Origin of the sequence: Nostoc spongiaeforme FACHB-130 (genome assembly GCF_014698475.1) — a bacterium.
GTDB classification, from domain to species: domain Bacteria; phylum Cyanobacteriota; class Cyanobacteriia; order Cyanobacteriales; family Nostocaceae; genus Nostoc_B; species Nostoc_B spongiaeforme.
Genome location: NZ_JACJTB010000037.1, coordinates 1 through 26,145, shown reverse-complemented (window position 1 = coordinate 26,145; position 26,145 = coordinate 1). Strand labels below are relative to the sequence as shown.

At 42.3% G+C, this 26,145-nt stretch carries 18 protein-coding genes; 10 read left to right on the top strand and 8 right to left on the bottom strand.

Annotation, left to right across the window (positions count from 1 at the left end):
• Nucleotides 1–248: 248 nt before the first annotated feature.
• From H6G74_RS22665 to H6G74_RS22655, 3 genes are all read left to right on the top strand, one after another.
• On the top strand, nucleotides 249–1,760 hold the full coding sequence (locus H6G74_RS22665) for a polysaccharide biosynthesis/export family protein (protein ID WP_190969806.1): 1,512 nt from the start codon (nucleotides 249–251) through the stop codon (nucleotides 1,758–1,760).
• Between the two features lie 86 nt (nucleotides 1,761–1,846).
• Nucleotides 1,847–3,502 (top strand): alpha/beta hydrolase, encoded by a 1,656-nt coding sequence (locus tag H6G74_RS22660; RefSeq protein ID WP_190969805.1) that lies wholly within the window; start codon nucleotides 1,847–1,849, stop codon nucleotides 3,500–3,502.
• Between the two features lie 368 nt (nucleotides 3,503–3,870).
• Nucleotides 3,871–4,701 carry an SPFH domain-containing protein gene (locus tag H6G74_RS22655; RefSeq protein ID WP_190969804.1) on the top strand — a complete coding sequence of 277 codons (831 nt, stop codon included), beginning with the start codon at nucleotides 3,871–3,873 and terminating at the stop codon, nucleotides 4,699–4,701.
• A 169-nt stretch (nucleotides 4,702–4,870) separates the two neighbouring features.
• Here H6G74_RS22655 and folP read toward each other — a convergent pair whose 3' ends face one another.
• Together folP and tpiA are read right to left on the bottom strand one after the other, a co-directional pair.
• Entirely contained in the window at nucleotides 4,871–5,710 is an 840-nt protein-coding gene (folP, locus tag H6G74_RS22650) for a dihydropteroate synthase (protein WP_190969803.1), read from the bottom strand.
• A gap of 102 nt (nucleotides 5,711–5,812) precedes the next feature.
• Complete coding sequence (tpiA, locus tag H6G74_RS22645) at nucleotides 5,813–6,538, bottom strand: triose-phosphate isomerase (protein ID WP_190969845.1); 726 nt, start codon at nucleotides 6,536–6,538, stop codon at nucleotides 5,813–5,815.
• Nucleotides 6,539–6,729: 191 nt separating this feature from the next.
• Here tpiA and H6G74_RS22640 point away from each other — a divergent pair, with 191 nt between their 5' ends.
• Nucleotides 6,730–7,332 carry a hypothetical protein gene (locus H6G74_RS22640; protein WP_190969802.1) on the top strand — a complete coding sequence of 201 codons (603 nt, stop codon included), beginning with the start codon at nucleotides 6,730–6,732 and terminating at the stop codon, nucleotides 7,330–7,332.
• A gap of 78 nt (nucleotides 7,333–7,410) precedes the next feature.
• The gene (locus tag H6G74_RS22635; RefSeq protein ID WP_190969801.1) at nucleotides 7,411–8,859 is read left to right on the top strand and encodes a GTP-binding protein; all 1,449 of its coding nucleotides are present in this window, start codon (nucleotides 7,411–7,413) and stop codon (nucleotides 8,857–8,859) included.
• A gap of 102 nt (nucleotides 8,860–8,961) precedes the next feature.
• Here H6G74_RS22635 and H6G74_RS22630 read toward each other — a convergent pair whose 3' ends face one another.
• Nucleotides 8,962–9,807 carry a M28 family peptidase gene (locus H6G74_RS22630; RefSeq protein ID WP_190969800.1) on the bottom strand — a complete coding sequence of 282 codons (846 nt, stop codon included), beginning with the start codon at nucleotides 9,805–9,807 and terminating at the stop codon, nucleotides 8,962–8,964.
• A 332-nt stretch (nucleotides 9,808–10,139) separates the two neighbouring features.
• Here H6G74_RS22630 and dnaK point away from each other — a divergent pair, with 332 nt between their 5' ends.
• Both dnaK and H6G74_RS22620 read left to right on the top strand, forming a co-directional pair.
• Nucleotides 10,140–12,239 carry a molecular chaperone DnaK gene (gene dnaK, locus H6G74_RS22625; protein ID WP_190969799.1) on the top strand — a complete coding sequence of 700 codons (2,100 nt, stop codon included), beginning with the start codon at nucleotides 10,140–10,142 and terminating at the stop codon, nucleotides 12,237–12,239.
• Between the two features lie 154 nt (nucleotides 12,240–12,393).
• Nucleotides 12,394–13,392, top strand: a complete 999-nt coding sequence (locus H6G74_RS22620; protein WP_190969798.1) for a DnaJ C-terminal domain-containing protein — start codon at nucleotides 12,394–12,396, stop codon at nucleotides 13,390–13,392.
• Between the two features lie 217 nt (nucleotides 13,393–13,609).
• Here the strand turns inward: H6G74_RS22620 and psb28 are convergent, their stop codons facing one another.
• From psb28 to H6G74_RS22595, 5 genes are all read right to left on the bottom strand, one after another.
• Nucleotides 13,610–13,981, bottom strand: coding sequence for a photosystem II reaction center protein Psb28 (gene psb28 / locus H6G74_RS22615; RefSeq protein ID WP_190969797.1), 372 nt, complete (start codon nucleotides 13,979–13,981; stop codon nucleotides 13,610–13,612).
• A 21-nt stretch (nucleotides 13,982–14,002) separates the two neighbouring features.
• Nucleotides 14,003–15,547 carry a serine hydrolase gene (locus H6G74_RS22610; RefSeq protein WP_190969796.1) on the bottom strand — a complete coding sequence of 515 codons (1,545 nt, stop codon included), beginning with the start codon at nucleotides 15,545–15,547 and terminating at the stop codon, nucleotides 14,003–14,005.
• Between the two features lie 165 nt (nucleotides 15,548–15,712).
• Nucleotides 15,713–16,453 (bottom strand): RNA methyltransferase, encoded by a 741-nt coding sequence (locus tag H6G74_RS22605; protein ID WP_190969795.1) that lies wholly within the window; start codon nucleotides 16,451–16,453, stop codon nucleotides 15,713–15,715.
• A gap of 262 nt (nucleotides 16,454–16,715) precedes the next feature.
• A complete protein-coding gene (locus tag H6G74_RS22600) occupies nucleotides 16,716–20,096 on the bottom strand; it encodes an EAL domain-containing protein (protein ID WP_190969794.1) in 3,381 nt (1,126 codons plus the stop codon).
• Nucleotides 20,097–20,319: 223 nt separating this feature from the next.
• A complete protein-coding gene (locus H6G74_RS22595) occupies nucleotides 20,320–21,636 on the bottom strand; it encodes an aminopeptidase P N-terminal domain-containing protein (RefSeq protein WP_190969793.1) in 1,317 nt (438 codons plus the stop codon).
• Between the two features lie 604 nt (nucleotides 21,637–22,240).
• Here H6G74_RS22595 and H6G74_RS22590 point away from each other — a divergent pair.
• From H6G74_RS22590 to H6G74_RS22580, 3 genes are all read left to right on the top strand, one after another.
• Nucleotides 22,241–23,494, top strand: coding sequence for an FG-GAP repeat domain-containing protein (locus H6G74_RS22590; RefSeq protein WP_190969792.1), 1,254 nt, complete (start codon nucleotides 22,241–22,243; stop codon nucleotides 23,492–23,494).
• 630 nt (nucleotides 23,495–24,124) lie between these two features.
• Nucleotides 24,125–24,538, top strand: a complete 414-nt coding sequence (locus tag H6G74_RS22585) for a DNA mismatch repair protein (protein ID WP_190969791.1) — start codon at nucleotides 24,125–24,127, stop codon at nucleotides 24,536–24,538.
• A gap of 346 nt (nucleotides 24,539–24,884) precedes the next feature.
• On the top strand, nucleotides 24,885–25,847 hold the full coding sequence (locus H6G74_RS22580; RefSeq protein WP_190969790.1) for a protochlorophyllide reductase: 963 nt from the start codon (nucleotides 24,885–24,887) through the stop codon (nucleotides 25,845–25,847).
• Nucleotides 25,848–26,145 lie beyond the last annotated feature (298 nt).

Genomic DNA, 26,145 nt, shown 5'->3' with positions numbered 1-26,145 from the left:
GAATCACTTAGGTAAGTCGTAAATTACTATCAAAATATGTATTAATAAATGCTGAATACGTGTCTCCGTAAATTGGTCTTTAAGCTAACTTTATCAAAAATTCAAATCTCATAAATAATTATGCTTCCGGAAAAGAGTATCCTTCAAGGAAAATAAGATTGTCGAGGAACAAGAATACTTAAGTATAGTCAAGATTAGAATGTTTAGACAGTACTTTGCCGATCGTAGTCTCAGAGTCTAAGGTAAATATGTTTAACACAGGTTTATTGAAATTCCTCACCCAGTCATCTATGGGTGTGGCTTTTTGCACAGCTATCAATTTCGCTGTGTCGCCCGTCAGCCTAGCTCAGGGACAACCAGTATTACCAACTGCAAAACCAGTAATTCCAACTTCACAAACAATCCCGCCGAATAGAACACCTGTTATCCCAACGCTACAACAGGTACCACCAGCAACATCTCAACAATTAGATACAACTTATACTTTGGGTGGCGGCGATCGCATCCGGGTGAACGTATTTGAAGTACCAGAATACACAGGAGAATATCAAATTCCTCCCGGTGGAGCAATTACTTTACCTTTAATTGGTAGTGTGCCATTGCAGGGGTTAACCACTGAACAAGCATCGGATGAAATTGCTAGAAGGTACTCCCGCTATCTCAAACGACCGTTAATTTCTGTCAACCTGTTATCATCCCGCCCGATTAACATTTTTGTGGCGGGAGAAGTCACAAGACCAGGTTCTTATACTCTCAGCCTCAGTGGTGGTGCAGGAGATAACCCTGGTGTACAATACCCAACCGTATTAGCAGCGTTAACGACAGCCCAAGGTGTGACCTTAGCCGCAGATGTCACCCAAGTAGAAGTACGACGCAAAGTCGGCAGAGGAGGGGAACAGCGCGTTACCCTCAACTTAAAAGAGGCTGTACAAACTGGTCAAGTCGGTCAAGATATTACATTACGGGATGGTGATACCATCTTTGTCCCAACTGCGTCTAACTTCGACAAAACTGAAGCCCGTAATTTAGCCGCCAGCAACTTTGCTGCTAGTCCCAGCACACCCCGCACAGTCGCCATTATTGGTGAAGTCAACCGTCCTGGTGCTTACTTGGTGACAGCAGGTGGTGGTGGTACAGAAGGGGGAGCAGGTGGTTTACCTACCGTCACCAGAGCCATTCAATTAGCGGGTGGAATCACCGGACAAGCCGATATTCGCAGTCTGAAACTCCGCCGCCCCACCAGAACTGGTAGTGAACAAACTATTGATATTAATCTCTGGCAATTACTCCAGAGTGGTGATGTCAATCAAGATATTATTGTCCAGGACGGAGATACGATTGTTATTCCCACTGCTACTGATCTTACTGCCGCAGAAGCAACTCAACTGGCGAATACAACTTTATCTCCCAACACTATCCAAGTTGGTGTGGTGGGTGAAGTTAAACGGCCAGGCTCTACAGACCTTAAACCGAATAGTTCTTTAAACCAAGCTCTATTAGCTGCTGGTGGTTTTAATGATGGCCGCGCCAGCAGAGGGGCTGTAGATTTGATTCGACTAAATCCTGATGGTTCTGTTACCAAACGGGTAGTCAAAATCAATTTTGCTGATGGTATTAATGAGGCTACTAATCCCATTCTGCGAAATAATGATGTGATAGTAGTGAGTCGCAATGGTCTGACTAAGACTAGTGAAAGTTTAGGTGCGATCGCTAGTCCCTTTGGAATTATCTTTAATTTCCTCAGATTATTCGGACTTTAAGTTTAATTCAAGATACAGCTAAAAATTGGGGACAATAATCATGGTTTATACGTCCCCATAGCTGGTAATCTTTTGGTTCAAAGAAAATGGCAGGTTCTTTGCAGTTTCCCAAAAATCATCCTTGCAAGAAAAAACCCTTGCAAGGATTGTTATTTAGTGCGAGTCTTGTGTTGAGTTGGGGTTGGGCAATACCCGCTACTTTAGCCGCAGAAACAATAACTATTCGTTTCGGACTGTTTCAGCAATCTGTGGCGATCGCGGATATCGAAAAATTTGCTAAAACTGGAACATTATCCCAAACTCTCCAAGCTTACGAATCTTTATTTACTCCAGAATTACGCGGCTTACTCAATCGACGAGTCCAAGTAGATCCCAAATTTGCCGACAAATTTGTGGATGAGTTAGTTCTCTTACCCCAAGGCAAACAATTAATTACATCCCTAGCCGCAGCTATTCCCGGTAGTAGCGTCGAAAGCCTACAAGCCACAATGAGTATCGGGTTGCGTCAAGTGAATGGTTTGAGCGTGGTCAGTTTCCTCAAAGCTTATCCCACAGAAAATATTGACCTAGATGCAACTCAAATATTACAAATTGCTACAGAATTTAACCCAAACAACTTACAAAGCCAAGCCCTCGGCAGTATCCTAGCCCGAAATTTAACAGTTAAAACTAACACACCTTTTCAACCAAGTTTCGACCCCGCCGCCACTAGCCAAGAAGCAGTAGAACAGCAGACTCTCACCTTCCAAGACAAACAACGTCAACGCAGTATCCCGGTAGATATTTATTGGAGTCAAAAAACCGACACTACAGCACCATTGGTAGTGATTTCCCACGGTTTTGGTGCTAACCGGAGATTTGCCAGCTATTTAGCGCGTCATTTAGCTGGTTATGGCATTACTGTTGCTGCTATTGAACATCCTGGAAGTAATGGTGCAGCAATTAATAACGCCGCCAACCAAGGAAATTTAGCCAAATTACTCCCAGCAACAGAATTTATTGAACGACCCAAAGATGTCAGCTTTTTACTCAACGAACTGGCAAATCTTAACAAGCAACCAGGTCAATTGCAAGGCAAACTCAACACAGAAAAAGTGTCTGTAATTGGTCATTCATTGGGGGGTTATACAGCTTTAGCTTTGGTGGGTGGAGAAATCAATTTAGGAGAAGTGCGACAATTTTGTAAAACTTCCTTGAGCTTGGTTGATCCCCTTGGTGATTGGTTACAGTGCGCCGCCGCATCGTTAAAAGAAAACAAACTTCAGTTGCGGGATGAACGAGTTAAAAGTGCGATCGCTCTTAACCCCCTCACAGGTAAACTCTTTGGTAAACAGGGACTTTCTCGGATTAACAAGCCTGTATTAATTTTGACTTCCACTGAAGATGCCTTAACTCCTGCCTTGAATCACCAAATTCGACCTTTTAGCCAGTTACGCAGTAACAAATATTTATTAACCGCTATTGGTGCAACTCATTTAAGTATTCTTGACCCCACATATTCAGCAGGCGAAGCTTCCACAATTGTCAAAGAAAAGCGCGGTACAGAAACCCAAGCCTTGCGCCAACTCCTGCGCGGTGTCAGTTTAGCTTTTGTCAAACAACTCACCCCCGAAGCGAAAACTTACCAACCATTTTTAACAGCCGGATATGCACAGTCTCTATCAACACCGGAAATCCCCCTACGCCTAAACGCCGACTTACCAACCAATGTCAAACCTTGGCTAGATTTGGCGGTGAAGTGAATGAGCAGGAGTCAGAAATCAGAATTCAGAATAAAATCCCCAAATTGAATCAGGACTTACGCAAAAATTCGCAAAAAGCTTAATTTATCGAACCGCCAAGTCGCCGAGAACGCCAAGAAATCGTAGAGTCTGCGTAAGTCCTATGAATTCTTCTGCTGTAAATTTCTTGCCAGTATGTTATCAAGGTGCTTTAATAACGATCGCATTCTGCCAATCGGTTTTATCTACTTAAAACGTAGCAAATACACAGATGCTAGGTTTGTGAGGGAGTGCGTATAAAAGCACAAACTCAAGAGATTAGACTAAAAGGTAGGACAAATACCATATCCTTAACAGTTAATTCTCCCAATTGCTAAATAGGAGCATCTATGGAACCAATTATTGCTATAGTCTTAGCCCTTGTAGGCTATGCGTTAGGGTCAGCCAAAATTATTAATGAAGGTAATGAAGCCTTAGTCGAACGCTTAGGACAAAGACACCGGACACTTAGACCAGGCTTAAATTTTATCGTGCCTTTGGTGGATCAGATTGTCATGGAAGACACCACCAGAGAACAAATTTTAGACATTAAGCCCCAGAAAGTAATTACTAAAGATAACGTTTATTTAGAAGTAGACGGTGTTGTTACTTGGCAAATTACCAGTATGGAAGACAGCTTTTATAAAGTTGAAGATGTTCAAGTGGCTCTTTCTAACTTAGTCACAGTCGAACTCCGTACTCACATTGCCGACAGAAGCCTAGCAGAAACAACTTCTGCCCGAAATCAAATGAATCAATCGCTGTTGCAGATTGTGAATGAAACTAGTAAAAAATGGGGTGTGAAGATTATTCGGGTAGATATTCAAAGCATTACACCACCAGAAAGCGTCCAGAAATCAATGGCAGAACAACAAGCGGCGGAAATTAAAAAACAAGCTGCTATTTTAGAAGCAGAAGGTGATAGACAAGCCGCTATTAAACGCGCCGAAGCTACTAAAGAATCTATCCGCATTCTTTCAGAAGCTATCACTGCTAAACCAGAAACCAAAGACATTCTCCGGTATTTAGTAGCCCAAGAACATCTAGAAGCTAGTCAAAAACTTGGTGCTAGTAATAATGCCAAAATTGTATTTCTCAACCCCAGCGTCTCTGAAGGCGCATTAGATCAAATGCTGGGTGATACGGTAAGTACTGAAGGCAATGGGAATGGTCAAGCTTAAAAAAGTGCTGAGTGCTGAGTCAAAAAACTAACCTATAGCCCCCAACCTCTAGTACAGTGTGGCGTAAATAAACAGACCATCTGGAATTTCTAAAAGGCTTGTGGTAACACTATTCTTTCTTTTTCCTTTTTCCTTTTGACTTTTGCCTTCTTGTACTAACCCCTAGCCTCTACCTAAACAACGTATCTGCAACTAGCGAGACTTCACGCATTTCTTTGACATCGTGAATTCGCAGAATATCCGCACCGTTGGTAATAGCAGCACAACAAGCCGCAGCTGTTCCCCAAATGCGTGCTTTGGGATTTGGTTGATTGAGAATGCGACCAATAAAACTTTTACGAGATACGCCTACTAAGATAGGACACTTTAATTGTGTGAGCGATCGCAAGTTACGCAAAATCTCTAAATTCTGCTCATAATTCTTAGCAAAACCAATCCCAGGATCAATAATAATTTTTGCTTGGTCGATGCCTGCCTTGGTCGCGGCCAAAATTTGTCCTGTTAAAAAACTTGCAATTTCTCCCAATAAATCTTCATACTCTGTCATTTGTTGCATCGTTTCTGGTGTTCCCCGAATGTGCATCAACACTATCGGCACACCTAAACTAGCCACTGTCGGCAACATCTCATCATCAAATGTCCCGCCGGAAATATCATTCACAATATCTGCCCCAGCTTCTATTGCTGCTTTTGCTACAGATGCCCTAGTTGTATCTACAGAAATCGGCACTGTCATTTCCGAGCGTATTGCCTTGATGATGGGGATAACTCGCTCTAATTCTTCTGCCAAACTAATTTGCTCTGCTCCCGGCCGCGTTGACTGCCCACCAACATCAACGATGTCAGCACCAGCCGCTACCATTGCTTGAGCTTGAGCCAAAGCCGCAGCTGTACTATTAAAATCCCCACCATCGCTAAAACTATCAGGTGTCACATTCAGCACACCCATTAAATAAGTGCGCTGTCCCCAAGCGAAACAACGCCCACGAATAATTAAATTACTGGGCATACAAAGCAATCAAGTCTGATTCTTTTGACTTTTAACTTTTAACTTTTGACTTAGTTAAACCCATTCCCTGGCTCTGCCAGGGAAAAGGCATTACATATAAGACTATTGATAGTTGACAATCCGGGCAAAACTTTCAGCTTCCAGACTAGCTCCTCCCACAAGCACGCCGTCAATTTCTGGTTGAGCCATGATCTCATCAATATTATTTGGCTTGACTGAGCCACCATATTGAATCGGAACATTGGGGTTCTTTAACTGACTGCGAATTAAGCCAATAACTCGGTTAGCTTCCGTAGTTTCACAGGTGTCACCAGTCCCAATTGCCCAAATGGGTTCATAAGCAATCACTAAATTATCTTGATCTACATTCACTAGGTCATGTTCTAGCTGAGTAGTAATTAGTGATTCAGTTTGCCCCGCATCGCGTTGTTGTTTTGTTTCCCCTACACATAAAACTGGGGTTAAACCGTGTTTTTGAGCAGCTTTCAGACGTAGATTAACTGTCTCATCCGTTTCACCAAAAAATTGCCGTCGTTCACTATGACCGACAATTACATAACGGACACCAATTTCTGTCAGCATCGGAGCGGCAATTTCACCAGTATAAGCTCCAGAATCTTCCCAATGAACATTTTGCGCTCCAAGTTGTACACGGCTACCATGCAAACTTTGAGACAAAATGCCTAAATCGGTGAACGGAGGACACAATAATATTTCTCGCTCATCGGGCGTGTTGTCTAAATGAGGCAGAAACCCTCGCAAGAAATCTTGAGTCTCTGCCTGGGTTTTAAACATTTTCCAGTTACCGGCAATAACAATTTTCCGCACAGGTGATGTAGTCAAATTCCTAACGCTAATAGATGCACTCTTCACTCTACTACTTTTTCGGATCACCCGATGCGATGGGAAAAGATGACATAGAATTACTAAGTATCACACTCATCAAGAATAAGACTCTAAGCTAGAAATACATCTAAAGTTAGTTGTAAAGTTTGTGCAGTTTAAATGCCAAGTAGCTTATGCCCTATAGTCAATTTACTATTGACAGGTTGAAACAAGATTTTCGCCTGATGATTGTAGAGGGAGTGCGGTTTTTTCCCGAAAATATTGAACCTGTGAATCCCAGCCCCCGACTGCAAGCTATTTTAGAAGATTTGCCTTGGGCGATCGCAGTTGACACAGAAAAAGCCCGTTCTGAAGTAATTATCAATCCAGTGCTGTTGGAAGTACGCCGCATTCTCCATTCGTCCATCAGTGTGTTTTCGGGGGAAGAGTTTAACGTTGATGCGAGTATTGGACTTAATGGTGTCTGCGACTTTCTCATTAGTCGTTCACCTGAACAATTAACAGTGGAAGCACCCGCAATTGTAATTGTTGAAGCGAAAAAATCAGATTTAAAATCAGGACTCGGACAGTGTATGGCCGAAATGGTGGCTGCACAAAAATTCAATGAAGCCAAAGGACAACCTATCACAACCATTTACGGTACTGTCAGCAGTGGGACGCAATGGCGATTTCTCAAACTCGAAGGGCAAACAGTCACCATTGATTTTAGTGATTATCCCCTGCCTCCGGTGGAGCAAATCTTGAGTTTTCTGGTGTGGATGGTAAAGGCAGCCTGAACACTGAATATTATCGCCCCATATCCTGTAAAAAATAACTAGGATAAAAATGAGGTAAATCAACAATCTCCGGTTATCATGCCTTCTAAATTGCCAGAACCAGACCAAAGTAACTCGCCTAACTGGGAGGAAGAACTAGATAGTGCCATTTTTAGCTTTGAAGACATTCAAGCGGAACTGAATTATAAACAAGCCCAAACAGCACTGCGAAACTTGGTGAATAATCTTGACTTAACACCACAAGAAAAGACAGGTTTAGAAGCCGAACTGGCTGATTTAGAAACTATGCTGGCCAAGTTAGACCGGATGGTGGTGCAGATTGCAGCTTTTGGGATGGTAGGACGGGGTAAATCATCGCTGTTGAATGCTTTGGTAGGACAACCAGTATTTGAAACAGGCCCTTTGCATGGTGTAACTCGTGCAGCACAAAGGGTTAATTGGAGTATTCACGAAGAAATCATTGGTACTAATGAACGGGCTTTGCGTGTGACTTTACCGAGTGTTGGTCAATCCCAGGTAGAACTGATTGATACCCCTGGGTTAGATGAAGTTGATGGTGATACTCGCGCCGCCTTAGCAGAACAAATCGCCAAACAAGCCGATTTAATTTTGTTTGTGATTTCAGGAGACATAACGAAGATAGAACACCAAGCCCTTTCCCAATTGCGAGAAGCAGGAAAACCGATAATTTTGGTGTTTAACAAAGTTGACCAATATCCCGCCGCCGATCGCTTGGCAATTTATGAAAAAATTCGAGATGAACGGGTAAAAGAATTACTCACGCCTTTAGAAATTGTCATGTCAGCCGCTTCACCATTGGTAAAAACGGCGGTAGTTCGCCCTGATGGTAGTCGGGGTTTGCAGTTGCGTCCCGGAAACGCCCAAGTCGAAGAACTCAAGCTGAAAATATTAGAGATTTTGCAACGGGAGGGTAAAGCTTTAGTGGCGCTGAACTCGATGTTGTATGCTGACACTGTAAATGAGCAACTGGTACAACGCAAACTCTTAATTCGGGAACAGAACGCCAATCAGTTGATTTGGAAAGCGGTGATGGCTAAAGCCCTAGCGATCGCCCTCAATCCGGTGACAGTCGTAGATATACTCAGTAGTATAGCTATTGATATTGCTTTGATTTTAGGTTTATCGAAACTCTACGCCATCCCCATGACCGAAGCTGGGGCGGTAAAACTATTGCAAAGAATAGCCTTGAGTATGGGCGGTATTGGTGTGAGTGAATTACTCGCCAACTTGGGCTTAAGTGGTTTGAAAACTTTACTGGGTATCTCTGCACCAGCTACAGCAGGTGTCACCTTAGCACCTTATGTCACCGTTGCACTCACCCAAGCAGGTGTAGCTGGTGTCTCTTCTTACGGTATTGGTCAAGTCACAAAAGCTTATTTAGCCAATGGTGCAACTTGGGGGCCAGAAGGGCCAAAAGCAGTCATCAGCAAAATTTTAGCGAATCTAGATGAAGCCTCAATTCTCAACCGTATTAAAGATGAGTTGCAATTGAAGTTAAAACTATAGCGATTCTCGACTCAGTGAGGAACAGGAAAAAATAATTAACCGCAGATCAACGCGGATGAATTTGTATTCTACCCAATTGAAAATCGCTGTTGCTACAACTACTTAACTTAACCGTCTAATACCTTGTTCCAAGCCTTGGCAAACACCAGTGAGAAAATCTAAATCTAAAGAAGCGATATTATCACTGGGTTGATGATAATGGGGATTCCGTAAAAATGCCGTATCTGTCACCATAATTGCGGGATAGCCCAAATCCCAAAATGGTGCATGATCACTGAGTCTGGTTTGACGTACAATTAAGCCTCGGTTGGGTACTGGCAACCACTGGCTGGGTACACCTACTTTGCGAATACTCCGGCTGAGGCTAATTAAATCGCGGATTGTCCGCAAATTGCCAATTAAAGCAATAAAATCACCTGTATTGGGATAAAACTTTTCCAGAGGCGAGGGATAATTTTGCGAACCAGGGATAGAGTTGCAATAACCAAGCATTTCCAAAGAAATCATTAATCGGAGTGGTTGCTGTTGTTGATGCAATAAAGCGGCATATTCCGCACTTCCCAGTAAGCCATATTCTTCCATATCAAACGCAACCAGTCGCAAGGGATATTTAGCTGGTGCTGTGGCAAATTTTCGGGCTAATTCTAATAACACTGCTACCCCTGTGGCATTATCATCCGCCCCTGGGGTTCCTGGTACAGCATCATAGTGCGCCCCCATCAAAATCGGGGGTAAATCTTGGTGCTTCCCGTCAGCAGATAAATTTAAAATCAGGTTCTTACAGCTTTTCCCATTCACTTTAAAGGTGTGGATTTCCACACTTCCCCATTGGGAAAATTGTTGACGAATATATTCTTGGACAAAGAAATGTCCTGCTGTTGCCAAGAAAGGATCACGTTCTCTTGCAATTTCAGAGAGATGGATTTGTAATTGCTCTTGTAAATTCAACGGAAGTATTAAGGATAAAGTATGAAGTTAACCCATCAATAATTAGTAGTTCTGCCAAAAATCAATTACAGAAGTGTGGATTTCCCAACTTAAAGCACTGATAAAGTAGAGTTTTTCCACTATGGAGATTTCCCGATGCTGGAACATACTTAGCGTCGTGAATGCTATCCTAGTCTTGCAACTAGCTCTTTAACCTTAAATTTATTCAGCTTTTGCCTTAATTGATTATTATACCATTGAGGTGTTTTCCACTAATAGCTTACTGCTATTGGTAGTCTTGGACAATCATAATAAATTAATAGATATAAGACGCACTAGGAGAAGAGTAACGCATGGGCAAGGTAGTCGGCATCGACTTGGGTACAACCAACTCAGTAGTCGCCGTGATGGAGGGTGGCAAGCCGGTGGTGATTGCCAATGCAGAAGGAATGCGAACAACACCCTCCGTAGTTGGTTTCAGCAAAGATGGCGAGAGAGTGGTTGGGCAAATGGCAAGACGGCAAACCGTCCTCAACCCGCAAAATACTTTTTTTGCAGTTAAACGCTTTATTGGGCGGAAGTATGGCGAACTGAATCCCGAATCGAAACGTGTGCCGTACACCATCCGCAAAGACGACATCGGCAATATCAAAATTGCTTGTCCCCGCTTGAGTAAAGATTTTGCCCCCGAAGAAATTTCGGCAATGGTACTGAAAAAATTAGCCGATGATGCCAGTCGTTATTTAGGGGAACCAGTCACCGGGGCAGTCTTGACAGTTCCGGCTTATTTTAACGATTCTCAGCGACAAGCCACCCGCGATGCTGGCAGAATTGCTGGTTTGGAAGTGTTGCGGATTCTCAATGAACCCACTGCCGCTTCTTTAGCTTATGGTTTAGATCGGGGTGATACTGAAACCATATTGGTATTTGACTTGGGTGGTGGGACTTTTGACGTATCGATTTTAGATGTGGGCGATGGAGTATTTGAAGTTAAATCAACCAGTGGCGATACCCAACTGGGTGGTAATGACTTTGATAAAAAGATAGTTGATTGGTTAGCAGAACAATTTTTAGAGACAGAAGGTGTAGACTTAAGACGCGATCGCCAAGCTCTACAAAGGTTAATGGAAGCCGCCGAAAAAGCTAAAATCGAACTATCGGCGGTGAGCGTTACCGATATTAACTTACCCTTCATCACCGCTACAGAGGACGGGCCAAAACACATCGAAACACGCCTGACTCGTTCCCAATTTGAAGCTTTGTGTACTGACTTAATAGGACGTGTCCGCACTCCAGTCAAACGGGCATTAAAAGACGCAGGACTCAGACCAGAAGACATCGAAGAAGTGGTGTTGGTGGGCGGTTCCACAAGAATACCAATGGTAAAACAATTAGTCCGCGACTTAATTGGCATTGAACCCAACGAAAACGTTAACCCTGATGAAGTCGTCGCTGTGGGTGCAGCCATTCAAGCAGGTATCTTGGCTGGGGAACTAAAAGACTTGCTTTTGTTGGATGTCACGCCTTTATCTTTGGGATTAGAAACCATTGGCGGCGTGATGAAAAAACTCATCCCCCGCAATACAACCATCCCCGTTCGCCGTTCTGATATCTTCTCCACTTCGGAAAATAATCAAAACACCGTGGAAATTCACGTAGTCCAAGGTGAGAGGGATATGGCAGGAGATAACAAATCTCTGGGACGGTTCAAGCTGTATGGCATTCCCCCAGCCCCACGCGGCATTCCCCAAGTCCAGGTATCATTTGATATTGATGCCAACGGGATTTTACAGGTAACAGCTTTAGACCGCACCACAGGCAGAGAACAAAGTATTACCATTCAAGGCGCTTCTACATTGACTGAATCGGAAATCAACCGAATGATTCAGGACGCACAAAAATACGCTGATGTTGACCGCGAACGCAAAGAACGTGTCGAAAAACGCACCCGTGCGGAAGCATTGATTTTACAATCAGAACGCCAAATGCGAGAAGTAGCCCTAGAATTTGGAATGCAATTTGCCCGCAGTCGTCGTCAACGGATTGATAATATTTGCCGCGAACTGAAAGAAAGTTTACAAGCCAACGACGATCGCGGTATTGATCAAGCCTACGCCGATTTACAAGATGCCCTTTATGAACTTAACCGAGAAGTCCGTCAATATTACGCTGAAGACGAAGACGACGACTTGTTAGGCACAATTAAAGAAATCTTCACAGGCGGCGGCGACAAAGAACGCGATCGCGAACCAGATTACTACCGCGATAGCTACCGCGATCGGGATTCCTACAGCAGTCGCGACTACAGTAGGGACAATGGTAGAGATTACGGTAGCAGAGATTATGGCAGAGATAGAGATAGCCGTTCTTCAGCCTACGACAGCCGCCCCACACGCCGCCCATCTCGCCCCAGCTATCAAGATAATTGGGATGATGAAGATGATTGGTTGTAGTACTCCCCCTCCTTTACTTGATTGAGAAACTTGATTCAAAATACGGATTTAGTTATTGGTGATAAGTATTAAGTAATTGGTAAATAGTATTACTAGTTACTTAAAAATTATTACCAAGCTCTAAAATCTAAAATCTAAATTTAAATAACTGACTATGCAAAATTTGCAGAATTTCCGCGATTACTACGAGATTTTGGGAGTAGCTAAAGATGCCTCTAATGAAGAAATTAAAAAGAATTATCGGCGATTAGCTAGACAATATCACCCTGATTTGAATCCAGGGAATAAGGCAGCCGAAGAAAAATTTAAAGATGTGAATGAAGCTTACGAAGTGCTTTCTGACGCTGCTAAAAGGGCGCAATACGACCAGTTTAGCCGCTATTGGAAGCAAAAAGGCTTTGCTGGTAACAAACAGCCGCCCAAAACCAAAGGTTGGGGAGAAAAACCAGGCGATCGCAGCAATGGTAATCAAAATGTCGATCCCAGTCAATTTGCCAATTTTGAAGACTTTATCAATCAAGTCGTCGGTGTTGGTAGTCGCCAAAGCAACAGAAATGGTAGTACTACTAAAACCGATCCGTTCCGTTCGCCAAACAGCAGAGTTGAATACACAGTTCCAAAAAACCCACCAAAACCTGCACGACGAGATATTGAAGCGCGATTAACTTTACCATTAGAAAAAGCTTATCAAGGTGGTAACGAACGCATTCGTTTAGAAGATGGGCGATCGCTAGAAGTGACAATGCCTCCAGCTATGGTCACAGGTCAAAGCATTCGGCTGAAAAATCAAGGTATTAGCGGTGGCGATTTATACCTTAAAATTACCGTCGAGCCGCATCCTTTGTTTAAACTAGAAGGCGCAAATATTTCCTGTCAAGTACCAGTGACTCCCAGCGAAGCAGTTTTAGGTGGATCTGTCGAAGCACCCACCCTCGACGGCCCCGTGAAAATGACTATCCCACCCGGAGTTAGGTCTGGTCAAAGATTTCGCTTGGCAAATAAAGGCTACCCCACCGATAACGGTAAACGCGGCGATCAATTGGTGGAAATTCAGATAGTTACACCCAAAAATATTAGCCCTGAAGAAAAAGAACTGTACGAAAAAATTCGACAAATTGAAACCTTTAAACCCCGTACTGATTTAATCAGTTAGGTGTTTATTTCATGACAGAAAAGGGAGACTGGGGAGAGAAGGGAGACAAGGGAGATAGGAGTTTTGTTTAGTCAATAATTATCCAATTTGTTTTTTAGTACTTTTAAAAAAATCAAGAAACTTTATGGGATGAAATCAACTTTGATTTATCAATCCTAAATAATTTAAAAACCTATTTCTCTCCCCTATCTACCTTGTCTCCCCTATCTCCCGTGTCTCAATTAGAACTACCATACTCCATCCCATTAGCCTCAGCGTAACGGTGCATAAAACGCATAAAGCGTTCCCAATGATCATCTTGTTCAATTTCAAATTGGCATTCTACCCGTTGTAATTCATCACCCTCATCACCACCAAAAATAAACCGAGTCGAAGAAGGCGTTACGCTAATTTCACCTTCTTCATCAGTTAACAGTAAGGAATTTAAAGATGGTTTTGTAAAACTATTAAAGCCTTCTAAAGCTTGTAATTGATTAAAAGTCATAGCGACAATGCGGTTTCCCGAAACTTTGCCACGTCGCAAACTCACATTGCTGAGTTCTTCAAAAATGCCTGCAAAAAACTGAATTGTGGGTGTGGTAGATGTCATGAAAAATGCCAAGTTACAAATTTATCTTGGGGGATAATACTGAGGATTCATTATAGGTGATTGATAACCAGTCATTGGTATGTTATTGGGGACAGTAGGATTCATTATAGGTGATTGATAACCACTCATGGGCATCATCCCAGTAGTATTCGGTACGGGAGAACTAATGGACGGCGATGGATAAGTATTTGTGGGGATATTGTTATTGATTGTATTTGCTGGGCTACTTTGACTGAGGCTTTCGTAAGTAGTTCGAGAAATGGAACTAATGAGTTTTTCGGCACGGGGGTCATTATTGGGGCGTTTGATCATCAAGGAAATGATGTAACGCTTACCATTGGGAATATCAACTAAACCCGTATCTGCCAGCATTGTGCCGATATCGCCTGTTTTGTGGTAAATTCTGGCACCTGCGCCTAAACCAGAGGGTAGGAGATTATCTCTTTCGGTACGACGCATAATATCCAGCATGATATCGCGCGATCGCAGACTCACAAAGTTACCTTGATTCACCATTGCCATCAAATTGCCCAATTCTCTGGGACTGGTGATGTTTGTACCTTGTAAATCTGGCAATTTATTTTTAATTACTGTGGTGGTTAATCCCCAACTGCGAAAACGTTGATTTAATGCGTCTATGCCTCCCAGTCGCGCAATCAGCATATTTGTTGCTGTATTGTCGCTGATAGTAATCATTTTGGTGGCAACTTCCAACGCACTATACTGTGTGCCAACTGGCTTAAATTGGAAATTTCCCGAACCACCAGCCACCATATCTTGCTGCATAGTCAGCATTTCATCTAGGCGGATTTTGCCTGCATCAACATCTTGGAAAAACGCTACCAAAATCGGAACTTTAATGGTGCTGGCGGCAGGAAAACCAACAGAAGCATTGATATCTACATAGCCACCATTATCTAAATCAACTAAGAAAATGCCGGGTGTGAGGTCTGGTGTTGTGGCTGCCAAATTCTGCACAGCATTTTTGAGTGGAGTAATTTCTTGGGACAGGTATAACCCGGAAGTTGGCGCTACAGGATTAGGCGTACTTTGTGACTGAACTTGACCAGAATTATTAGTATTTGATGACACGGGCGAGTTGGAATTGATGCGAGTCGCCGGGTCGAGAGCTGATAATACTGTACCAACGATCGCACCCATACCGACTCCTACAATTAACAACCGCAGGATATATAACATCGTTCTCGCCATTGGCTTTAGCCGTGTCTTTTTTGACACTCTTTTGGTCATTTTAGGCTGTGGCGGCTTCTGTACCCGCACTGTTTTTACCTTAACAGTGTTGGGGTACGGGGGTGGAACATTAGCGGGTTTTCTGGGGATGGGTTTGACAGCCGTTGGCATCACTAGCCCTGGTCTTGGCCGGGGAACTCCGCCCATTGCGATCGCACCTGATGCCAGTATCTGTTCTCTACCCACAGGTCGTTGCTGTGGCTGGGGAACTTTGGCTTTTTTTGGTTGTGCTTTTGGAGCTTTGCGCGATCGCGGGCGGCCATTTACGGGTTGTCGCCGCGAGAAAGCTCTTAGTTTGTCACTTGATTCTGTCACTGCTACTCCTTGTGACTCACTCGAATTTTTTCTTGCAGACTCCCGGCCTAAAACTGACTGTTCATACAGCTTAATGCTGAAATCAACTTTGACTACTCAGTAGTGTGTTTAGTTTAAGCCATATTATCTATTTTGAGGGAGATTCCGTATATATTAATCGATACATCATAAGTTTTCATCATCATTACGATTGTTTAGCACCCACTCTACTTGCCGAAAAATCCCCCGCAACATCGCCACTTCATTATTTGTCAGTCGGGCGCGATTATATAGTTGGCGAAATTTCTCCATCCGACTCGCGGCTGTATGGGGATAGAGATAACCAATATCTAACAGTAGCGATTCTAATTGTTGGTAGTAAGCCTCCACCAGTTCAAAAGATGCTAATTCTGTTGGTTGACTGATCTGGGGTTGGGCGATTTCTACCTGTTGCGCCAGTTCATAACAACAAATCCCGACAGCTGTGGCTAAATTTAACGAGGGATATACCTCACTGGTGGGAATGCGGATAAATCGCTGGGCATAATTTAATTCTTCATTACTTAATCCCCGGTCTTCTCTGCCAAAAATCAACGCCGAGGGTTTGTCTGGTTCTTCCAGTAACCAAGGTAAGGCGCTGCGGGGTGTTTCTAACGGTGTTCCCCAATCACGCACACGCGCAGTAGTGGCGATCGCTCTGACGCATCCTTGCAAAGCCTCTGGTAAAGTTGCGACCTCTAGGGCAGATTCTAAAATATCCTTGGCATGGACAGCCATTTTCATCGCTTCTGGTGATCGCGGGTCACATTGGGGGTTAACTAATATGAGGTTGTACAAACCAAAATTTTTCATCACACGAGCGATCGCACCCACATTAATTGGGCCAGCTGGTTCTACCAACACAATCCTGACCCCAGTTAATGCCATTTTCTATTTCTCCATATCTTTTACTTTGTGCATTTTACATAATTCATTATTCCCAGCTATAAAAAATTTCCGGGTATGATGTATGGAGACTTTTTATTTATCGCTGTTTATCGCTGTGCCGAACTAATGTCATTGAGGGTATAAAGCTTGTACTTAGGGCTTGCCGAAAAAACGAAAAACCCAGATGAATCAACCCTTTGAGGGGAGAAAAGAACCCTGGTAATCTCAAATTAAGTTGAATTTAGTCCTTCTACTTGTGATCTTATACCTCAAAAAAATTTTTCTCCGATAAATTACTGCCCAGCAGTACTTCTACTACAGAACCTTCCAAGGCGGGAAAAAAGAAATATCCTTGTCCTTGGTCGCATTGTAAGGCTTTGAGTTGGGCTAATTGTTCTACTGTTTCAATGCCTTCGGCGGTGACTGACATATTTAAACTGTGGGCTAATGTAATAATGGCTCGCACAATTTCTAAATTTTCCCCCCGACTACCGATATTACTAATAAAAGAGCGGTCAATTTTAATCGTTCTCAGTGGTAAGCGGTGCAAATAACTTAAGGATGAATAACCTGTGCCGAAATCATCCATGTGTAACTCGATATTCAAGGTAGTTAATTGCGAAAGCATGGCGTTAGCTAATTCAAAGTTATCCATCAGCAAGCTTTCGGTAATTTCCAACTTCAAACTACTGGGTTCTAAACCTGTATTGTGCAGAACTTGTTGCACTTGTTTGACAATATCTGGCTGCATAACTTGTTTGCCAGAAAAATTGACGCTAATTGTCAAGGGTACACAAGCGGGAAATTGTTGATGCCATACTTGCAATTGGCGACAAGCTTCATAAAGTACCCATTGACCAATAGACGCAATCATTCCGGTTTCTTCCGCTAAGGGAATAAATTCTTCTGGAGAAATAATCCCTCTTTCGGGATGATGCCATCTAATTAAGGCTTCAAAACCAACAATTCTACCTGTAACTAGAGAAACAATGGGCTGATAGTGCAGGCGAAATTCCTCTTGCTGAATGAGTGCATGACGCATCGCCGTTTCTAGCTGCAATAGCAGAGATGCACTTTCGTGCATGGTGGGATGAAAGATTTCATAACGTGCTTTACCATTAGATTTTGCTGAATACATCGCTACATCAGCATCCCGCAGAATATGTGCAGCTTGCTCATAACTATTGGTACTTAAGGCAATTCCCATACTTGCGTTAGTAAATACTTTATGTTCATTTAATTGAAAAGGTAAAGCGAGTAAATTTTGAATGCGTTCGGCTACTTGGATTGCACCGTTGATCCCATCGATTTCTTCCAGTAAAATAGTGAACTCATCACCACCAAACCGCGCCACCATATCGCCTGCGCGTAAAATTGATTGGAGTCGATGGGAAATGGCAATTAACAGTTGATTGCCGAGTAAATGTCCTAAACTATCATTAATCACCTTAAAGCGGTCTAAATCTAAAAATATGACAGCGAATACATAATCTTTTTGTTGTTTGCTGCGTTCTAGAGCCAGTTTAACTCGCTCCATAAACAAAGATTGGTTGGGTAATCCTGTGAGGGCATCATGTAAACTGTTGTGCAGCAGTAGTTCTTGGGTTCGTTGTCGTTCGAGAATATCTTGTTGCAGCTGTTGATTAACTCTCATCAGTTCAATGGTACGTTCTGCGACTAACTGTTCCAGTTGACAACGGTATTGTTTGAGTTCTTCTTCGGCTAGTTTGCGTTGAGTAATATCTCGCAGGATGACAACATATTGTCGTAATGACAAGTTAGAAGGCTGGGAAACAGTAGATTCTACAATGTATGAACCATGCTTGGTGGTGAGAGTTTGTTCACTCCGCATAGACCATTGTTCTGGTTTACCATGATGGTTGATGAGGAAGAGGTTTAAACTTTGTCCGATTAATTGTTGGGTACTAATTTGAAATAATTCTTCAGCTGCTAAATTAGTCTGGAGAATTGTACCTTGTTCATCTAAAACTAAAACAACATCGGGAACAGTATTGAGAGTGGTAATAAAGAGATTTTTGGCTTGTTGCCGTGCCTGATCAATGGCTGCAATTTGTGGTAGGGTAGTCCAGCAGGCGATCGCTACCCCCACAAACGAAAGCATAACTAACACAATTGCCAGTAACGAATTGCGTGAGTTGTCATGAAACTCACCTAATAAATCACGCAAAATCCAACTGCCAATAGCGGAAGCACAAATCAGCGATACTAAAACAATTACCTGAAGTACTACAAAATCTGAGTTATTACTAGTAAATTTTTCGGTGTAACGTTCTGTCCACCATTGGGGATGAAATGGTGCAAAGTTAAAGCGACGTAAGCCAATATCTCCCATCATCAGCACCAGAGGGATAATCATCCCAATTAATAAATCTTGCCAACTCCAAGCTAACCCACCAACTACTAAAACTACTGCTTCTACCAAAAAAAAACCCAATGACCACCAAGGCCACAAAACTTCTACTTGATTACGACATAACCACAAGCCAAAATGTAGCCCCATAATTGCTAACAAATAGCATGTACCTGCCACTGTCACCAGGTGAGATACACTGCCTAAATTCAAACAAAGCAAACTGAGTAAAAAAGTAATAAAAATAGCTGGCCCCAAAATACCTTGGCGGGAAACTACCGTAAACACAGGCGACAACTGACCATCCAAAGCCAGTTGGTAAAGAATTCGAGGAGAATTGGTAACGGCTGTGGCACAACTTAGCAGACAAGAAAATGCAATTAATAGTGTGGCTAAAAAAGGGGCAAATGAACCCCAAAAAGGTTGTGATGCAGCTAATAAATTCAAGAATGTATCTTCACCAATATTGGCATCAGTAACGGTACACATTAATACCCACGAACCACCAAGAAAAACAGGGGGAATTAGCCAAGTTGCTGTGGTTAAAAACTTTAAAGTTTTTTGCGGAGAATGGCTATCGGCAACAAAAGCAGATGTGGTTTCACAGGCATAAACTGAATAACTGGCTAGGAAAAACCACTTTGCCCATTCGGCAAAAGTTATGCTATTTGTACTAGGCGGAAATAAATTAATCCCCTGAGATAAAACTAACCAAAATATACCTTGAGTACAAAACAAAAGTACTAATGAAATTGCCGGAATCACAAAAAATAAGTGCAGTAATGCGACAGCACGAGTTCCACTAAAGGCCACAATAAAGGGAATTGCTGTGAAGGTAATTTTTAAGAAAGTTTCTGGACAGGAAATGCCTAAAGGTTGAAAATTAACTTTAACTAAGTCTGTGAGGATAATTGCGTATAATGCTGGTGCGGCTGCCCAGCTAAAATAATATGCCAAAGCAACATAGAGACCCAAATGAGGATAGTTCTTGAGTAGCCGAGCCGTATAATTAGGTGTTCCTCCGGTTACATCCAGCCAATGTTTACCTAAACTTTGGATTTGTAAGTTCAAAATACAAGAAATGATCGTTCCAAACAACCACACAAAAATAGCTTTAGATCCCAGTGCTGCATGGATAACCGGTGCAGTGCCAATCCATCCTACATGACCCGTCAGCCCAAAACCCCAGGTTTCTAGATAACTCAAGGTACGTGGCAGGCGCATTACTAACCGTTGGGTTTTGTCGCACTGCACAGAACTATTACTGACCATTGTTTTCTAGCTAGATGTACTGACTATCATCCACTGAATAACTGATCTGATTTTTTATGGCTTCCGTGTAACTGCTGAATTTACCTAGAAAAGCTTAAGTGTGAACAAAGGGGAGTCGGGAATCGGGAGTCGGGAGTGGGGGTTTGAGGGTGTATGGGTGTAAGGGAAAATTTTGACCAAAAAGGCAGAATTTATGGGTATTTCCTCTTACTTCCTGCCTTCTTTAGCCTACTCGTTCTATTTCATCTATTTCTTTGGGAACTCCGGCGGTTAATACTTCATGGCCTGTGGGTGTGACGAGTACATCATCTTCGATGCGAATGCCAATACCAATCCAGCGTGGGTGGGTTTGTGGTTGGTCTTCGGCTAGTTTGGTATCTGGAACAATGTATAGTCCCGGTTCGACTGTGAGGACTTGACCTGGTTGTAAAATCTGCGGTTTGTCGTCACCATGTTGGTAAACGCCAACATCATGCACATCTAAGCCTAACCAATGACTGGTACGGTGCATATAATATGGTTTGTATTTTTCTTCTTCGATAATTTTGTCAATTTCGCCCTGGAGAATGCCAAGGTCAATTAAGCCTGCGGTGAGGACGCGCACGGCGGTATCGTGAACGGCTTTAAAGGTGTTACCTGGTTGGACTTGGGCGATCGCTTGTTTTTGTGCTTCTAGTACAATTTCATACAATGTCTTTTGTTCGGGCGTAAACTTACCACCCACCGGAAATGTCCTGGTAATATCGGAGTTGTAATAATTGTAGGCACAGCCAGCATCAATTAATAGCAGTTCGCCATCCTGCATCTGACGATTATTTTCAATGTAGTGGAGGACGCAAGCATTCACCCCTGAAGCCACAATCGAAGGATAAGCAGGCCCCATTGCACCCCGGTGACGAAACAGCCATTCAATTTCAGCTTGGATTTCGTATTCATAACGTCCGGGTTTGGTAATCGCCATTGCTTGATTATGTGCTTCAATAGCGATCGCAGCTGCTTGGCGCATCATTTCTAATTCGGTTTCTGTTTTAATTAGGCGCATACTGTGAAGCACTGTACAGGTATCTTCAATGGCAATTGGCCCTGTACCTCGTTTGGGATAAGTCCGCAGTAAACTTTGATAATGTGCTAAAACTTTTTCATTAAATTTGCGATCGCGCCCCAAGTGATAATAAATGCGATCGGATTTTTCAAGATATTGGGGCAATTTCTCATCTAATTCATTGATGGGATAAGCCGCATCAGCACCATAAATTTCTTTGGCTGCATCCACACCGCAGCGATAACCAGACCAAACTTCTTTTTCTCGGTCTTTTGGCTGGACAAACAACACAAAGCGATGTTCGGGGTGATTTGGTGCTAACACCGCCACGGCTTGCGCTTCATTAAAGCCTGTTAAGTAGAAAAAATCACTATCTTGACGATAAGCATATTCGACATCGTTGTGCATTACTGCCATTGGCGCACTGCGAAAAATCGCCGTACCATTGCCAATTTTTGCCATTAATTGCTCCCGACGCTGCCGATATTCTAATTGCATAGTTTTTCAATTTGTCAGTTAAATACTGTGTTATTTTACCTTACCTAGTATTGAGGCTGAGTCAAAAACAAGTACTCAGCAATCTTCATACTGTTTCTAACTTACTTCTCAATATAGGACTCATATTTGATTTATGAAAAAAATCAGTACACCCAGGTCAGGCTTTTTTCCTACTCCCTACTCCCTGCCTACACAACTAGATTCGAAAATCAAATCGGATTCCTATAATTCCTGGTTGCAGTTATTTTAACCAGTCTTTTCGCCTGCTTAAGATATTTTACTCAGAATTTTTTGAGCATTTCAGGTTTGTATTATTTGGTCATTTTAAGTTTTGCCTGCTGATAATTAGATGACAAACTTATTTTATATATTTAAAACCTGACATAAATAAAATACGCTGACAAATTGGATGATTGATTATCTAAGACTTGCAAAAATAAATCAAATGACTTATACAAGATAATTTGTATAGAAACCTTGATATTTTAATTAGCAAAATGTTTAATTAGAAAACCATAAAAAGATAATAACTGTTATTAAATTACAGAAATGACTAAGAGCTTTAAGTTAAAACTTTGAGGACAACCAGTGATCAGAACGCACTATGTCTTCAACTTCAAAATCATCAGCATTACAAGTAACAGCATTTTCTGACTCTTTGAAAAAATCCAGTGAATTGTTAGACGTTCTCGACAATACTCAAGGAATTGGCAAAACTTTTTTAGGTAGTAGTTCAGCTTCAACATTAGAAACAAGCTCTTTATCAACACAGCAAAATACAACATCAAAAGTCACAGCCAGCGCCAATCCTAACCCCAACCCTTACCTAAAGAGTGCAGCGATCGCACCTGATTTTAACGGTGATGGTAAAGTTGATAAACTCTGGGTTAATGCTCAAACAGGTGAGATTGTCCTGCGCCTCATGGATGGTGGACAAATTCTCTCCCAAGGTTCTATGGGTAAGTTTGATATCAATTCTTGGACTTACAGAATTGCCGATTTTAATAATGATGGCAAAACCGACTTTTTGTTGCGGAATACTCAAACAGGCGAAAATAGAATTGTCTTAATGGATGGTACAAAAGTCGCTAGTACCGCCGCTTTAGAAAAAGTTGATAGCAACTGGAATCCCTTAATTGGTGATTTCAATGGCGATCGCAAAACAGATATCTTCTGGAACAACGCTAAAACTGGCCAAAATGCCCTTTGGACAATGGATGGCACAAAAGTTTCTAGTGCCAATGTTCTAGAAACCACAGCAGTTGGTTTAACTCCAACCGTTGTTGATTTTGACGGTAACGGTAGAAGTGATATCTTCTGGCGTAATGCTAACACTGGTGCTAACAGTGCTTGGTTCCTGAATGGCACACAAGTCAGCAAGTTTAACTTGCAATCTCAATCTTCAGCTTTAACTCCCATCCTCGGCGATTTCAACGGCGACTTAAAGACTGATATTCTGTGGCGTAACTCTTCCAGTGGTCAAAACAAAATTTGGACTATGAACGGTATCGTCGTCACCGAAGCCGCAGCTAAGACACTCGATTCTTCTTGGCAAGCTAACATTGGTGATTTTGACGGTGACGGCAAAACCGATATCTTCTGGCACAATCAAAAAACTGGTGAAAACACCGCTTGGTTAATGAATGGTACATCAGTTAAATCTGAAGCCTTCCTTCCCAGCAACAGCGCATCCTTGACACCATCCTTTGGCGATTTCAATGGCGATGGTAAAACCGATGTCTACTGGCGTGATCAAGCTTCCGGTGCAGACAAGATTTGGACAATGAATGGCACACAAGCTACTGAATCTACTGTCGCTACTAAAGATAGACTTGGTGCTGCTTGGTATACCGGCTAAAAATTGGTGATTTCGGGTGCGATTCTGACCACAGAAGGTAATGGTGATAGTCAACATTCCGAATCATTGATGAATCAGTACTCTACTAGATAGATATTCTTATAGTACTGATTCTCCAACTCTGATCCATTGTGAATTTTTACCTTTAACCTTCTGTTATGGCAGTATGCTCTGACTTTGAGCATACTGCTTATTTAAAATTAGACGGATTTTAGTAACGCCCTGTATAAGCGAGGTTAATCACTTTCTTTCTCTAGCCTCTGTTCATGACATTGAGATACACCTTCTTCCCTACTCCTGTACGGGCGGGTTAATGAAGAATTTCGTTTACCCACAGATTCATTGAGTAAGCCCGCCCCTACATACTCCCTTTCTACACCAATAAATTCAGCCATCAAACCAGATTTTTATATATAGGACTCATATTTGATTTATGAAAAAAACCAGTACACCCAGGTCAGGCTTTTTTCCTACTCCCTACTCCCCATTCCCTACTCCCAGCCTACACAACTAGATTCAGAAATCAAATCGGATTCCTATATCTCAAGACAGAGTTAATAAATTATCCCTAAGTGGGAATACTAACTTTAACCAACATCATTGGTTAAGCACATTGTGAGGTTTATACCTATGTCAGAAATTAACATCGGTGATTATTTAGCTCACCCCTTGGTGAGATATCGCAATCATTTAGAATTCAACGGCTATCATGTTGATGAAGAAGATGAATTACTGTTATGTCGTCACCCAAGAAAGCATGGTTTAATAGTTAAAAATGTACCAAATCGAGGCGTGTTAATTAGAATTCTTTATTCTTGTAACTTGAATGTAGATAGGCATAATCTTTTAGAATACGTAAATGAAATGAATTTATTATTTATGTTTATGAAAGCATATATTGATAATTCAGGCAGTAATTTATATATGGAAACCTTTTGTGAGGGTGAATATGATAGAACTAATTTTTCAATTGTCTTAGACAATATTGAATATGACATGGAAATGTTTATCAATCATCATCAAACTAGAGAATGTTTATTATAAAATAAAAATTAAATAGAGATTTTTGGTGGGTTATGCCCACCATTATTTTTTATTAGAAGTTATTTCTAGCAGTTCTATTTGATATAGGAAGATACAAGACAAGGCAGACAGGCAGAGAGGTTTATGAATCATTTAGGATTGCTACATATAAAGTCAGTGGTGGTCTTTTTTCCTCACTGATTCAGCACCGAGCTTAGTCGAAGTGTCGATTCTGACTCCTGAATTCTGACTTCTGAAATTCTGTAATTGTTAACAATTATTAAGCAAAAATTGATAGATAATCTGTATAACCGAGTGATGTAAAATCCAGAAGATAGTAAAAGGCGATAACAGAGTCTGAATAGCAATGGCACAGGATCGGAAGTCAACGGTTGTAATCACAGGTGCGTCCTCTGGGGTAGGTTTGTACGCTGCAAAAGCATTTGCTCGCAGAGGATGGCACGTTGTCATGGCCTGCCGAGATTTGGCAAAGGCTGAAAACGCTGCTCAAGAAGTAGGCATACCCAAGGACAGCTATACCCTTATGCACATTGACCTGGGTTCTTTGGATAGTGTGCGCCAGTTTGTCAACAACTTTAGAGCCAGTGGCAAATATTTAGATGCTGTGGTGGCGAATGCGGCGATTTATATGCCATTAATCAAAGAGCCATTACGCAGTCCCGAAGGCTACGAATTAACCATGACCACCAATCACCTTGGTCATTTTCTGCTGTGCAAACTCTTGCTGGAGGATATGAAAAAATCTCCGGCTGCGGATAAGCGAATGGTGATTTTGGGAACTGTTACCCACAACCCAGACGAACTAGGTGGTAAAATTCCACCACGTCCAGACTTGGGTGATTTAGAAGGCTTCGCCGCAGGTTTTAAAGCACCGATTTCGATGATTGACGGTAAGAAATTTGAACCCGTTAAAGCTTACAAAGATAGTAAAGTTTGCAACGTGTTAACCATGCGCGAACTGCATCGACGCTATCACGAATCAACTGGTATTACCTTCACCTCTCTCTATCCGGGATGTGTGGCTGAAACACCACTATTCCGCAACCACTATCCTTTATTCCAAAAACTCTTCCCCTTGTTCCAAAAATATATTACCGGGGGATATGTCTCTCAAGATACGGCAGGAGAACGGGTTGCAGCCGTGGTGATTGAGCCAGAATATAAGCAATCTGGTGCTTATTGGAGTTGGGGAAATCGCCAGAAAAAAGAGGGTAAATCTTTTGTGCAGACAGTTTCTCCTCAAGCGCGGGATGATGCTAAAGCTGAACGCCTGTGGGATTTGAGTGAAAAGCTAGTTGGGTTAGTGTAACTGAGTTACGTTGATGAAGATGGGGTGTAAGGGTTTTGGATACATATACCCTTACACCCTATAAGTGATGAGGGAAGGAGGAGAAGGGAGACAAGGGAGACAAGGGAGACAAGGGAGACAAGGGAGACAAACTAGTGACTGGGTTTAGATGGGAGTTTGAGTCACCCTTTGAAGAAAAACTCAACCCTTGTATATTGAGGGAAGTAGTAGACCGTCCCAACCTTGGTCACAATAGACCGCTATGTAGCACGGGTCACTACAAAAATCTCTTTGACAGAACTCGAACAGTCGCCAGGGG